The organism is Flavobacterium panacis (genome assembly GCF_024649945.1).
Classification (GTDB): domain Bacteria; phylum Bacteroidota; class Bacteroidia; order Flavobacteriales; family Flavobacteriaceae; genus Flavobacterium; species Flavobacterium panacis.
This window is the reverse complement of the sequence record NZ_JANKMS010000003.1, coordinates 120,871-133,806: the sequence shown is the minus strand read 5'-3', so window position 1 is coordinate 133,806 and position 12,936 is coordinate 120,871. Positions and strand designations below refer to the sequence as shown.

Here is a 12,936-nt window from a genome sequence, read left to right as displayed (position 1 = left end):
TTTAAATAGAAATCCAACTATTTGTTTTTAAACTCTCAATAGCTGCAAAACTAGCTTTAGAAGTATTTATTAACTCTTCGAAAGGTATTAATGGTTCTCCGCCATTTTTTGTCTGCTCAATTAATTTGTGAAATTGGTTTTTATGACCTTTATCTAATCGAGTTTTTAATTTAGAAAAACCTTTAAAACCAAATCCTTCTGTTTTTATAAAATTATCCATTATTAATGTTCTCTCTTGAGAATATACTTCAATTCTTTCTTTTGAATAAGCTTTTGAACCATTTGAAAAATAATTGATAACTCCTGTAGAACCATTTTCGTACTTTAATAAAATACTCGCATTATCAGTGTTTTCTTCAGGATTAACTCCCATTGCGTTCATACAAACAGATTTTACTTTACTACCTGTCAAATATGTAATTAAATCAATAAAGTGACAAGCTTCACCAATAATTCTTCCGCCTCCAACTTGCATATCATGTACCCAAACATTTTTTGGTATTGCCCCTGCATTCATTGTTGCAATTACATTAATTTGCGAATTTCCAAGTAGCGACTTCATCTTTAGTGCGTGAGGAGAAAATCTTCTGTTAAAACCAACCATTATAGTTTTTTCAGATTTCTTTTGCGCTTCAATAACCTGAAGTAATTCCTCTTCATTTAAAGCTAAAGGTTTTTCTACAAAAACATGCTTATTTGCTTCTAAACATTTTACGACCATTGGAGCATGGAGATTATGACGCGTTGTAATTAATACCAAATCAACTTCACTATCCTTAAGAATATCCTCCGTGTTTGTAGTAGAATGAGAGAAAAGATATTTTTGAGCCATTGCGGTTCCACTTACTCCTCCTTTACTTGCAATATATTTATTAATGGCCCCACTTCCCTTTAATGCTGGAAGCATTGTCATTTTTGTAAAATTACCAGAGCCTATTACTGCAATTACACCTTTTTGTCCTTCATAATTTGAAGGCTTCAGCTCAATTGTATTTTTAGGGATATTTGTATTTTCATCATACTTCAAAATAGAAGCTATAGCTTTACTAGCTCCAATTTCTTTATATATTTGCATATAATTATCTAAAGGAACTACCTGAGATACCATTTTATCTACTAGCAATTTTCCAGATGAAATTGATTGCAAAATTGCTTCAAAATTTCTTTTTTCTGTCCATCTAACAAATGGTAATGGATAATCAATACCTCTGTTTTCATAGTTTTCATCATATCTACCAGGCCCATAAGAACATGAAACTTGAAAAGTTAGCTCTTTTTCGTAAAACTCAGCTCTACTTAGATCTAATCCAATAACCCCAACTAAGATGATACGACCTCTTTTTCTAGACATTCTAGCTGCTTGAGAAATAATCTCATTGTTTTTTGCTGAGGCAGTAATAACAACACCATCTGCACCAATATCTCCAGTACATTCCTGAACGAATTTGACAACATCGCCATTTCTTGGATTAAATGGAATAATTCCCCATTCCTTTGCCAAATTTAATTTACTTTCATCAATATCTATCCCAATTACTTTACAGCCATTTGCTATTAATAATTGTGCTGTTAGTAATCCTATCAAACCTAAACCAACAACAACAATAGTTTCGCCTAAGGTTGGATTTAATAATCGAATACCCTGCAGTCCAATTGAACCAATAACTGTAAAAGTTGCTTGCTCATCTGTAACATTATCTGGAATAGAAGCAACTAAATTTTTGGGAACACATACATACTCTGCATGTTGTCCGTTTGAAGCTACTCTATCGCCTACTTTAAACTCACTAACACCTTCTCCAACTGCAATAACAACTCCTACATTACAATACCCCAAAGGCAATGGTTCTCCTAGCTTATTAAAAACAGCTTCAAGTGTTGGTAAAAGTCCTTCTGTTTTTATTTTATCTAAAACTTGTTTTACCTTATCGGGTTGTTGTCGAGCTTTTGATATTAAATTAGATTTTCCAAACTCTACCAACATTCGCTCAGTTCCTAAAGAAACCAAAGAGTGTGTTGATTTTATTAATACATTTCCTTTAGCAACTAAAGGAGCAGGAACCTCTTCAAGTATTGTTTCACCAGTCTTAAAAGATTGTATAATCTGTTTCATTAAATAATTTTATTTTTATAATTGATACAAAAGCTTTCTTTCCTCAAATTTTGGATAGCTAATTAATACGGCTCTATACTTTCCTTTAAAGACAAAAAAACTTCCAGCCGAAACTCCAATGGTTTTATATCGTGATATCGCTTCTTTAATGTGCTCCAAAGTTCCAACTCCACCTAAAATAGTCATTGGCATTTCAGTTTGATCGCGCACGAAATCAAACAATTTAAAATCTAGACCTTGCATTTTCCCGTCATTATCTACAGAATTAACTACAAGTTCACCAATACCAATTTGGTTTAATGTTTCTAAAAAATCAGCAAGTTTAACAGATGCAGTTTTTTTTCCATTGTGGGTTACTATTTCATAGCCCCCAAATAGTTTTTTCTTTTTTACATCTATCACAACAACAACGCTTTGGGACCCTACTGCATTTGCAATTTTTTTAAGAATTTCAGTATCATAAATTGCGGCTGCGCTCAGCGCTACTTTTTCAGCACCTAAACTAATTATTTTTTTTGCTTGTTCAACAGTTGTTACACCACCGCCATAACAAAAAGGCATTCTACATTCGATCGCTAAATTTTGTATTAACTCAAAATCTGGCCCCCTTCCTTCAATTGTCGCATCAATGTCTAGGACAATTAATTCATCAACTTCTTTTTCGTTAAAAATCTTAACAGCATTTAAAGGGTCTCCAACGTATTTAGGATCCTTAAAATTTGTGGTCTTAACCAATCCTTTATTATGCACTAAAAGGCAGGGTGTAATTCTTGATCGTAACATTATAACTTAGCAAAATTATGTAGTAAAGTAATTCCGTTTTGGTGACTCTTTTCGGGATGAAATTGAATGCCATATACATTTTCATGAACTACAGAAGAAGCAAATTCCTTTCCGTAAGTTGTTGTTGTTAAAACATCATCGGCATTCTGACATTCAAAATAAAATGAATGCAAAAAATAAAATCCTAAATCTAGATCAATATCTTTAAGCAAACTATTTTCTTTATTAATTGTAATTGTGTTCCAACCTAAATGAGGTAATTTAGGTTTGTGTTGCAAGATAGATGCATCAATCTTTTTAACCTTACCTTTTATATAACCAAGTCCTTTTAATGTTCCTTCTTCACTTGATTCAGCTAAAATTTGCATTCCAACACAAATACCAATAATAGGAACTTTGTTTTGTAGAACTTCTAAATCCAAAATTTTTCTAAAACCTGTACTATCTAATTTAGAAATAGTTTCATCAAAAGCTCCAACTCCAGGTAGAAATATTTTTTTTGCTCCTACTACATCTTCTGGTTTCGTTGCGATAGTATATTTTACATTTAATTTTTCATAAATGTTAGCTATTGCCTTTATATTTCCCGATCCGTAATCAATTATTGTTATCATCTTTTAATTGATCTTTCTATTCCTAAAAATTTCAAAACTTTAGCCCCTGTCTTGAACATTGACAGTTGATTTTTATAATCCCAAAAAAACTTCTTATCAGAGGTAAAGTAGCCTTGTAATTCTTCTACAGTGATTCCTAATTTTGTAGCAATATATTTAAATTCTTCTTCAATTAACTCAGGGTTATAGGCCGTTTTTTCTAAATTAATCAAAGCATTTTCTCTAGTCATTTGACCAGTTAAAATCAAACTTGAAAATTGAACTCTACGAGTATCAAAACCAAATCTTTCTGGTAACCAATATCCTTCATAAAATTTAGTGAATCGAGATTCAAAATGTTTCTGCGGGTAAGGTGTCCATCCATACTCTTTTGCTAATAATTTCAAAGCATCCTCCTTAACGTACGGCATATAATTTAACGGTTTAACAACCTTAACACCTTTAATATATCGTAGATAGAATTTATGCTTTAAAACTGGGCTAAAAGGATAGGTTTCCATTTTATTCGTGCCAAACTGCTTTCTTATATCACCAATTTGAGCCATATCTGTGCCATAATACAAATACTCCATCGGATTTCGAACGCATTCGGTAGATATATTTCCGCCATTTAAGATATATTTGATATTATACTTATTAGCAAAATTATATAATGTCGCCACAAATGCATGATCTTGTGGAATATCTATATGCGGTACTCCAGATTTAAAAAATGCTAATTGAAAATCTTTCATTTCTTCCCAATTAATCACTTCAGTATATAAATCAAGTCCCAATTTATCAATCATTACTTGAATATTGTTAACAGCCAATTCAGAATTCCATCCACCATCAACATGAAAAACTAGCGGTCTTAATCCCAATTCTTTTACTGCTAGATGAAGAAGATAGGAACTATCAACACCACCACTCATTCCTAAGATACAATCGAAGTCTTTACCTTCTCCTTCTTTCTTAATTTTAGCTACCACTTCCAGCATCTCAGCTCGACCTTTTTCATCTGTATGCCAATTTGGCTTTACATTTGTATAAAAATCATTACAATGATCGCACATTCCTTTATCATCAAAAACTATTTTTGAATCTGATGTGTCCATAACACAATTAGTACAAATTTGATATTTAGTTTCCATTTAAATAATTTTAATATCTTTTCTATATTCAATATGAGATTGTTTCGAGAACTTCCATTTTAATTTCCCTGGAAGTTTATCTGTAGATGCATGCATCAAATGGGTTAAACTTATTGAAGGCTCATAAAACACCTTATATCCTTTATCAAGCAATTGCTTCGATAAAAAATATTCTTCATACATCAAAAAAGTAGGAGAATAAAGCTCTTCAAATAAATCAAAAAATTTAGGAGTCAAAATATAACAAGCCCCATAGCCCTGATAAATTTCACCTGCTTTTTCATAATTGTCCTCATCTTTTCTTCTTGTTATCTTGTGAGTGACTTTAGCCAGTTTTATGATTATTCTTGCAATATTATAATTTGAATGATACAAATCATAAAATACTTCTCTAATTTTACTTATTCCTTCTACTACGTGTGGATTTTGGTGAAAACCATCACTAGTTATAATATCGGGCGATACTACTGGATATTTTAAAAGCAAATTTGTATTATCAAATATTGATTTATAAAAATTTTCAGGAAAAAGAACATCATTATTCCCAACAATCATACAATTTATCTCTCGATAATTTTCTCTAAGATGCTTGATCCCAATATTCAGTCCCTTAAAATAGCCAACATTTTGACCACTAAAAATGACTTCGATATTGTTAGTATTTTCACAAAAAGATTTTAATACTATTATATCATCTTCTGCAGAATTATTGTCAACAACAACAACATGAATTTTCTCTTCATTAATTTTATTCTGCAATGATTTTATTGCATTAATAGTGTAAGTAGCATTATTAAAATTTGTAAAAACAAATCCTAGTTTATCATTTAACATCAATTCCTTTGTTTAATTATTTACTTGCTGACAATGAATATTTGAAAGCATCTTTAAAGCCTTTATAACTTCTTTTCAATTTTGATATCCGATCTTTTTCAACCAAAATAATTTTAATGATTGAAAGAATGTAGAAAAAATTCAATTTTAAAATAAAATATGGATTTGTAAAAAAATAATCTCTTGAAACAATAACATGGTTTTTAGACATAAAATACCTTCGAAAACTACTATGATTTGAAGATGTAAAATTAATCCCGCAAATCTTCTTTTTTAATGGATCGCCAGCCTTATGTACCATACCTGGTATTGTTGTGATTAATGACTTTTTTCCATTCTTTTTTAACCTTAAAGAATATTCTATATCGACATTATCAATAAAAAAATCTTCTCTAAAACCTCCTATTCTAAAAAACGTATCAACCTCAATCATACATCCTGATGTAATTAAATAATCTTTTTCAGAATAAAGTTTTTTAGGATTTGTAATTTTTGATTTATCAGTTTCATTAGAAACATAACCTACACCAATAGCACCAAGCTCTTCCTTATTAGGATAAGAATCATAGACTTCTTTTATAACGCAGACAATATCATTAAAAGGAGTTGAATCCTGATCAAAAGTTATTACATAATCAATTCCTGAAAATCTTGCTTCTTCTAATCCTTGATTTAAAGCCTTAGCAATTCCAAAATTTTGATTATTTCTAATCACTTTAATTGATGGATATTCTATTTGAATTGAATCAATAAACTTACTCGAAATATTATCAGAAAAATTATCTACTATTATAACAAGTCCAACTTGATTATAAATTGTCTTTACCAAGTTTAACAGCCCTTCTTCAGGATTGTATGTTATGATAAGGCCTGCTATATTTGAAACTTCAGGTTTTTTCATTTTGTAAAAGTATACATATTGATGTTTAAATATTATAATAAAAGTTTTGTAATAAAAATGGAAAAACACAAATGTATAAGACCTATAATAAATATTACAAAATTAGCTACAGCCTTATTTCTAAAAACATATAACAAACATGGGGTTAATATAATCTCAACTATTAATAACAATTCACTAATTCTAGTACTAATACCTGGAATCGTCGCAAAGGCTGAGAAAACAAAAAGAGAAATGAAATAAAATTTTATTAATATAATCGCATAGTCATTTCTTTCTTGTATTAAATCAATTTTCCATAATAGAAAAAAACCGAGTAGAATTCTAGATAAATATACCCAATTAAACAGATTAATATCATTATCAGCAGCGCCATACGATTCAAATTTCATTTGAATAAGGTCTATTTGTAGAAAATCTAAGAAAAAAAACAGATTAATATTAAGAAAGTACATTAAATAGCCAAGAGGTATCAAAGCAAAATAGACTTTCTTATTAATTTTAGTTGCATTTAAAAAATAAAACAATAAAATGAATAATGCTGAAAAATGGAAAAAAAAAGCCAATAAAGCAAAAAACAAAAATTGTAAAATCTTTCTTTCCTTGATAGGTTTGATACACAACAACACCAAACCTGTCGCGACGCCAGCTCTAATCTGAGTCATTTCTAATATTAAAAAAAAACTGCAAAAATAAATGAATGCAGAATGTAATTTATATTCAGATAAATTAGCTATGGCAACATATTTAAAAAAAACACCTAAAAAGGCATATACGACAAATAAGTATAAAACATCATGAAACGCAAAATTTACAAATTCTGTAATATAAATAAATGAAGGTTCAACTCTGGAAAAAGAATGGTTTATAATATCATTATAATAATCTACATAACCTGTATAATCATTTGTGACATCATCGCTTCTAAATCCGGCGATTAAAAACAACAAAACTGCCGATAAAACAAAAAACGAATTTTCAAACTTCGTTTTTTGCAAAAAAATCACATTTACTAATAAAATAAAATAAATAAAAAAGAATAAAGAGACCATTTTACTTTTTTATACCTTTTTATTGCTTATCGCTTTTTCAAAACAATTAATCATTTTAATAGATGAGTTGTACCAGTTAAGATCTTTGACATCTTCCAAAGCTTTTTTTAGTTTTTGATCATAAAGATTATCATTTTCAATCATTCTAATTTTGTTTGCAATATCTGAAGGGCTACTCATTTTTACTATCCAGGAATTGTCATCGTTAGCTGGGTAATATCCTGTAGTAATTACTGCTACTCCACATGCCATTGCCTCTATAACTGGATAATGAACTGCTCCTAGTTGAATTTTGCCTGGAGCAATAAGTATATCTAAAGATTTATAAAAGCTTGCTAATTCGCGATCATTTTTAGGATAAATAATAGAAATATCATCAACATTTGCTAATTCTTCATTTCCAAATGCTATTTTTAATTCGAGATCAAAATTACTGGATTTCAGCAATTTGAATGCTTCAATTACATCATCAGTACCTTTCCATGCAGCTATTCTTCCAATACATCCAATGACAATTTTTTTCTTACTCAAATCCTTTCTTTCCACATCATCTGGATGAAAAATATCAAAATCCATCGCTGGGTAAACGTAATCTTTTGCTTTTATATACTTATAATTTAAATATAAAGGAGCATTAACAATTCTTAAAAAATCAAGAGAGTAACTTATTCTCGATAAAAAAGAAAGTACAAAATTTTTGTATCCTCCGAGTGCTAATTGAGTCCCAACTTCATCTGCCTGTATATAATATGCGCTCAAAGCTTTTAATTTAGCGAAATAAACGGGAAATGTAGTATGCGACTGATTGGCAAGAACCACATCAAATTCATCTTTTCTTAAACCTTTCAAACCTTTATATAATGAAATAATATCATGAAAAAACTTGAATTTGCTTTTTATTTCATTTCTGGGACCATCTAAAAACTTGCCTTTCCTATCAACCCAGAGAATTTTTGCAGTTGTAGGGTAATTGGGGTAATCGCTATCGCTAATTGATAAAAAAGTAACTTCATGTCCTAATTCAATCCATGTATTTGCCAAATTGGAAAGTACTCTATACCCTCCCTGTTTTCCAAATCCAAAAACAGGTATTAATATTCTCATAATTATTTTTGTTTAAATCTACCTTTAGTAAATTCGTTAAAAATTTTTTTAATATCTAATCTTTTATCTAATTCTGTAAATGAATAATAAATCGATAGAATAAGCATTATAACGCTTATCACATAACTAAATGGTTTTTCTCCAAATTTTAAAAATAGAAAACCAGTTACAGAAAGTACAAATTGAACGATAAAAATTTTTATAAAAGAATTATCAAATGAAAATTCATACTTACTTCTACAAAGTGTAAAAACCTGTAAGAAATACACAAAATAACCTACAAAGAAAGAAACACCTAAACCAGTCAATCCCCAAAAATGGTAAGCGATTAAATCAAAAATAAGCATGTAAAAATTGCCTATCAAATCATTCCAAAAAAAAGTTTTAGATTCTCCTTTTGCTAGCAATATAAAACCGATAGACCAAGCTGCCGCCTTAAAAAAGATTGCTATTGCTAACCACTTCACCATTTCTTCAATAGCAACAAATTGATCCGAATATAATACCACAATAATTTGTTTTATAAAAAGCAAAAAAAGCAAAATAATCGGACCTAAAATTAAAATCGAAATTTCAGCTTGTTGATTTATTGTCTTTCTACATAACTCGTTAGAGTCCGACACTGCAGAAAGTCTTGGAAAATAGTCCGTTGCCATAGCGGTGAAAATTAACCCAACATAAGAATTTATTATGGAAAAACCCGAAGTAAATAATCCTACTTGAGCAACTCCGCCGGTATCATTAATAAACAATTGAATAATATAAGTTGTTAAAGTAACCAGAAGTCCACTTAAACTAATCAAAAATCCCATCTTCAACATGTTTTTCCCTTCTGAAAAGACTAATTTCCGTGATAAAATAATTTTTTCAATCTTTATTTTTTTTGCAAAAGATAAAGAAGTTACAAATGAAAAAAGAGAAGCAAAAATCATTGCTGGTACAATACCGTCATTTCCTAAAAAGTAATATAAGGGGAATGTCATTACTAATCCCAGACTACTACCAACAATACTAGCTTTGGCTATGTACTGTGTTTTTTGCATTCCTTGTAGAATTGCTAATTGTCCAACATTTAATTGATTAATCAGTAATGTTACAGAAACGAGAATGAAAGAAAAGATGTAAGAATTATTACCAAAAGTTATTTCGCTTAACCATCCAGAAAAAACTATAACAATGCATGTTCCAAAAATTCCAGTTATCCACACCCATTTTCTTAGAACAGAAACCACTAATGCAACAGCTTTAGAGTTTCCAGAACTATTTGCTGCAGAAACATCTCGTACAGCGCTAGTTCCCAAACCAAAACCTGTTATACCTGCTATCAAAGTTATTGTCGAATTTAACAAACCAACAATCCCAATACCTGCTGTACCTAAAAAAACAGCAGCAATCTTAGACTTCAATATAGAAATCAGAATTATGAATATCTGCACACCTCCAAAAATAGAAGTTGCTTTCATGATTTTCCGATATGAGGATTGATCACTCATGATTACAACGACTTAATAATTTTCGCTGGCACTCCGCCGATTATAACATTTGAAGGAAAAGATCCAGAGACCACTGCACCTGTCGCTACTATAGAATTATCACCAATTTGAGAATTTTTTAAAATTACAACATTATTACCAAGCCAAACGTTTTTGCCAATAATTACTTTCCCTATTTCACCTATTTCTCTTCTTTTATCAGGATCTAAACTGTGAGCTTCATGATCCATTATTGTTACATACTGACCGATTAAAGTATCATCTCCAATTTCGATATAATTAGCAGCACAAAACATTATATTATTATTAGTGGCAACATTCTTTCCTATTTTTATTTGAGATTTCTCGTAACGAGCTTGCAATTCAATACTTCCCCCTTTATGAAACCCTCCTTTTTTATAACCAAAAACACAATTTTCACCAATTATAACATTTCCGCTTCCATTACAAATAACTATTTGCTGCACAGAAGGAGTATTTTTATACTTAATCTTATTCTTTAAGATAGAAATTGCGTTAGGCAAAATAAAATACAATAGTTTATTTTTTATCGATAATACCTTAACAACATATTCTATCATAAAACTATAAATGTAATTAAGCATTAAATGTATTTATTATATTTACTACCTTTTCAACCTCTTCAGAAGTCATAACAGGGCTTATTGGCAAACTTAATACCTCATCGTGAATTTTTTCTGTTATAGGTAATGATAAATTATTGAAATGTGGGTAACATTCTTGTTTATGAGGAGGTGTCGGATAGTGAATTAGAGTTTGAATTCCGTTATCATTCAAATAATTCTGTAAAACTTCTCTATTTTTTGTTCTTATAACAAAAACATGCCAAACATCTTCATTATCATTCCCTTTTTGTGGAAGAACAATTTCAGTATTTTTAATATTCTCTAAATAGAAATCAGCAATTTTTTGTCTGGAAAAAGTTTCGGCATCAGTATACGCAAGTTTAACGTTTAAAAATGCTGCCTGAATTTCATCCATACGACTATTCAAGCCTTGAAATTGATTTACATATTTTTGTGCTGAACCATAATTTGCTAAAGCTCTGATAATTTTAACTAATTCTGAATCTTTCGCAGTCACCGCACCTGAATCACCTAATGCTCCTAAATTTTTACCAGGATAAAAGCTAAACCCTGCAGCGTCTCCTAAATTCCCTGTCCTAACTCCGTTCCAGCTAGCTCCGATTGCTTGCGCATTATCTTCAATAATTTTTAGATTATATTTACTAGCTAAAGTAGTTAATTCATTACTCCAGCAAACTTTTCCATATAAATGGACAACCATGATAGCTTTAGTCTTCGGAGTAATTTTACTCTCAATCAAGGTTAAATCTAAGTTATAGGTATCTAGATTAGGTTCCACAAAAACCGGTACTAAATTATTATCTGTTACAGCCAAGATTGAAGCAATGTATGTATTAGCTGGCAATATTACTTCATCACCTTCCTTCATAACACCTAATTCAATATATGCTTTCAAAATTAATCGTAAAGCATCTAATCCGTTGGCTACAGCTACAGCTTTACCACCTCCTTGAAAAGTTTCTAAAGTACTCTCAAATTGTTTTACGCGCTCACCTAATAAATACCAGCCGCTATCAATTACTTCTGCTGCAACCTGTTTTAACTCTTCTGCATATTGAGCATTAATTTTTTGTAAATCTAGAAATTTAATCATTATATTTTATTTGTATATAGATACTGCACCCCAAGAATAACCAACTCCAAAACCTGCTAAAAGTAGTTTACTTGCTGTTAAGGATGCATTTATTTGATTTTTTAGAACAATAGGAATAGTTGAAGAAACAGTATTACCGTAATCTTCCATATCGACAAGAAATTTGTCTTTTGGAATATTAATTTTTTTTCTCAAATATTCTAACATAAAAGTATTAGCTTGATGAAAAATAAAATAATCTATAGACTCAATACTTTCATGATTTTTATCTAAAGTTTTATTAATTAATTCAGGGACAGCCTTTGCTGTAAAATTGAATATTTCTGGACCATTCATGAAAAGGTTGTTATCATTCGGCTGATCTAGATCCTGGGTTCTTGGATTCTTCATACCCCCGTTCTTCACTATCAAATTTTCAAAACCACTTCCGTCGCTTCCTAATGAAAACTCACCAATTCTATACATTCCGTTATCTGAAATCAATGTAGCAGAAGCCGCGTCACCGAAAATACTACGATTTCCTTTATCTTTTTCATGTATGTACTTTGAATACATCTCAGCTGTAACTAAAACTACATTCTTGGCTATATTAGAAACAATTAAGCCTTTTGCTAAAGAAAGCCCATAAATATAACCTGAACATCCTTGATTTATATCGACAGCAGCACAATCCGTTGATAATCCAGCTTTGTTTTGGACAATACAAGCTGTTGTTGGTAAGAAGTAATCAGGAGATTGAGTACATAAAATTAAATAATCTACCTCCGACCTATCTATTTTATATTCATCAAACAAAACATTAATAGCTTCAACAGCAATATCAGATGTAAATTGATCTTTATTACTAATATTTCTATTTTTAATTCCTATTTTCTGAATTATTTTATCACTATCCCATTCTGGAAATTGATTAGCGATATCATCATTACTCAATTTATTACTTGGCAAGTAATAAGATATATGCTTGATAAAAGCTTCCATTATTTATTCTTTTGAACAAATTGAAACAATTCTTCCAAAGATTTGAAACTATAAATTTCCTTGATTTCAATTTTTAAATTGTATTCATCATCTATCATCATTTGAATTGTAACTGCAGTAAGAGAGTCCCAAAAGTCTGAATTCACATAGTCAGTATAAGGAAACAACTGAGTATCAATATCTTCTAATTGATTTCTAAAATTTTCAATAAATTTTTCCATAATTAA

At 30.0% G+C, this 12,936-nt stretch carries 13 protein-coding genes; all 13 read right to left on the bottom strand.

Annotation, left to right across the window (positions count from 1 at the left end):
* Position 1: 1 nt before the first annotated feature.
* Genes NQQ59_RS08665 through NQQ59_RS08605 form a run of 13 tightly spaced genes read right to left on the bottom strand, consistent with a single transcriptional unit; the run spans position 2 to position 12,930 of the window.
* On the bottom strand, positions 2-2,113 hold the full coding sequence (locus NQQ59_RS08665) for a bi-domain-containing oxidoreductase (protein WP_144217678.1): 2,112 nt from the start codon (positions 2,111-2,113) through the stop codon (positions 2-4).
* A gap of 15 nt (positions 2,114-2,128) precedes the next feature.
* Positions 2,129-2,896 (bottom strand): AglZ/HisF2 family acetamidino modification protein, encoded by a 768-nt coding sequence (locus NQQ59_RS08660; RefSeq protein ID WP_144217676.1) that lies wholly within the window; start codon positions 2,894-2,896, stop codon positions 2,129-2,131.
* The gene (gene hisH, locus NQQ59_RS08655) at positions 2,896-3,510 is read right to left on the bottom strand and encodes an imidazole glycerol phosphate synthase subunit HisH (protein ID WP_144217674.1); all 615 of its coding nucleotides are present in this window, start codon (positions 3,508-3,510) and stop codon (positions 2,896-2,898) included. Before hisH ends, NQQ59_RS08660 begins: the two co-directional genes overlap by 1 nt.
* Positions 3,507-4,643, bottom strand: a complete 1,137-nt coding sequence (locus NQQ59_RS08650) for an N-acetyl sugar amidotransferase (RefSeq protein WP_257698173.1) — start codon at positions 4,641-4,643, stop codon at positions 3,507-3,509. Before NQQ59_RS08650 ends, hisH begins: the two co-directional genes overlap by 4 nt.
* Positions 4,644-5,477, bottom strand: a complete 834-nt coding sequence (locus tag NQQ59_RS08645; protein WP_144217670.1) for a glycosyltransferase family 2 protein — start codon at positions 5,475-5,477, stop codon at positions 4,644-4,646.
* A 16-nt stretch (positions 5,478-5,493) separates the two neighbouring features.
* Complete coding sequence (locus NQQ59_RS08640) at positions 5,494-6,378, bottom strand: glycosyltransferase (protein ID WP_144217668.1); 885 nt, start codon at positions 6,376-6,378, stop codon at positions 5,494-5,496.
* 32 nt (positions 6,379-6,410) lie between these two features.
* Positions 6,411-7,430, bottom strand: coding sequence for an EpsG family protein (locus tag NQQ59_RS08635; RefSeq protein WP_144217666.1), 1,020 nt, complete (start codon positions 7,428-7,430; stop codon positions 6,411-6,413).
* A gap of 9 nt (positions 7,431-7,439) precedes the next feature.
* Positions 7,440-8,534 (bottom strand): glycosyltransferase family 4 protein, encoded by a 1,095-nt coding sequence (locus NQQ59_RS08630; protein WP_144217664.1) that lies wholly within the window; start codon positions 8,532-8,534, stop codon positions 7,440-7,442.
* A gap of 2 nt (positions 8,535-8,536) precedes the next feature.
* Positions 8,537-9,997, bottom strand: coding sequence for an oligosaccharide flippase family protein (locus tag NQQ59_RS08625; RefSeq protein ID WP_186296620.1), 1,461 nt, complete (start codon positions 9,995-9,997; stop codon positions 8,537-8,539).
* Positions 9,998-10,029: 32 nt separating this feature from the next.
* Entirely contained in the window at positions 10,030-10,608 is a 579-nt protein-coding gene (locus NQQ59_RS08620; protein ID WP_186296619.1) for an acyltransferase, read from the bottom strand.
* A 16-nt stretch (positions 10,609-10,624) separates the two neighbouring features.
* Positions 10,625-11,728: a DegT/DnrJ/EryC1/StrS family aminotransferase gene (locus NQQ59_RS08615; protein WP_144217658.1), complete on the bottom strand. Its 1,104-nt coding sequence runs from the start codon at positions 11,726-11,728 to the stop codon at positions 10,625-10,627.
* Between the two features lie 6 nt (positions 11,729-11,734).
* Positions 11,735-12,709, bottom strand: a complete 975-nt coding sequence (locus NQQ59_RS08610; RefSeq protein WP_144217656.1) for a 3-oxoacyl-ACP synthase III family protein — start codon at positions 12,707-12,709, stop codon at positions 11,735-11,737.
* Positions 12,709-12,930 (bottom strand): acyl carrier protein, encoded by a 222-nt coding sequence (locus NQQ59_RS08605; RefSeq protein WP_144217654.1) that lies wholly within the window; start codon positions 12,928-12,930, stop codon positions 12,709-12,711. Before NQQ59_RS08605 ends, NQQ59_RS08610 begins: the two co-directional genes overlap by 1 nt.
* Positions 12,931-12,936: the final 6 nt, after the last annotated feature.

What these genes read in the sequence shown, in the direction of transcription:
- NQQ59_RS08625 (WP_186296620.1), bottom strand. Translation starts at nt 9,997, where the DNA reads ATGAAAGCAACTTCTATTTTTGGAGGTGTGCAGATATTCATAATTCTG.
- NQQ59_RS08615 (WP_144217658.1), bottom strand. Translation starts at nt 11,728, where the DNA reads ATGATTAAATTTCTAGATTTACAAAAAATTAATGCTCAATATGCAGAA.
- NQQ59_RS08645 (WP_144217670.1), bottom strand. Translation starts at nt 5,477, where the DNA reads ATGTTAAATGATAAACTAGGATTTGTTTTTACAAATTTTAATAATGCT.
- NQQ59_RS08620 (WP_186296619.1), bottom strand. Translation starts at nt 10,608, where the DNA reads ATGATAGAATATGTTGTTAAGGTATTATCGATAAAAAATAAACTATTG.
- NQQ59_RS08640 (WP_144217668.1), bottom strand. Translation starts at nt 6,378, where the DNA reads ATGAAAAAACCTGAAGTTTCAAATATAGCAGGCCTTATCATAACATAC.
- NQQ59_RS08660 (WP_144217676.1), bottom strand. Translation starts at nt 2,896, where the DNA reads ATGTTACGATCAAGAATTACACCCTGCCTTTTAGTGCATAATAAAGGA.
- hisH (WP_144217674.1), bottom strand. Translation starts at nt 3,510, where the DNA reads ATGATAACAATAATTGATTACGGATCGGGAAATATAAAGGCAATAGCT.
- NQQ59_RS08665 (WP_144217678.1), bottom strand. Translation starts at nt 2,113, where the DNA reads ATGAAACAGATTATACAATCTTTTAAGACTGGTGAAACAATACTTGAA.
- NQQ59_RS08630 (WP_144217664.1), bottom strand. Translation starts at nt 8,534, where the DNA reads ATGAGAATATTAATACCTGTTTTTGGATTTGGAAAACAGGGAGGGTAT.
- NQQ59_RS08605 (WP_144217654.1), bottom strand. Translation starts at nt 12,930, where the DNA reads ATGGAAAAATTTATTGAAAATTTTAGAAATCAATTAGAAGATATTGAT.
- NQQ59_RS08635 (WP_144217666.1), bottom strand. Translation starts at nt 7,430, where the DNA reads ATGGTCTCTTTATTCTTTTTTATTTATTTTATTTTATTAGTAAATGTG.
- NQQ59_RS08650 (WP_257698173.1), bottom strand. Translation starts at nt 4,643, where the DNA reads ATGGAAACTAAATATCAAATTTGTACTAATTGTGTTATGGACACATCA.
- NQQ59_RS08610 (WP_144217656.1), bottom strand. Translation starts at nt 12,709, where the DNA reads ATGGAAGCTTTTATCAAGCATATATCTTATTACTTGCCAAGTAATAAA.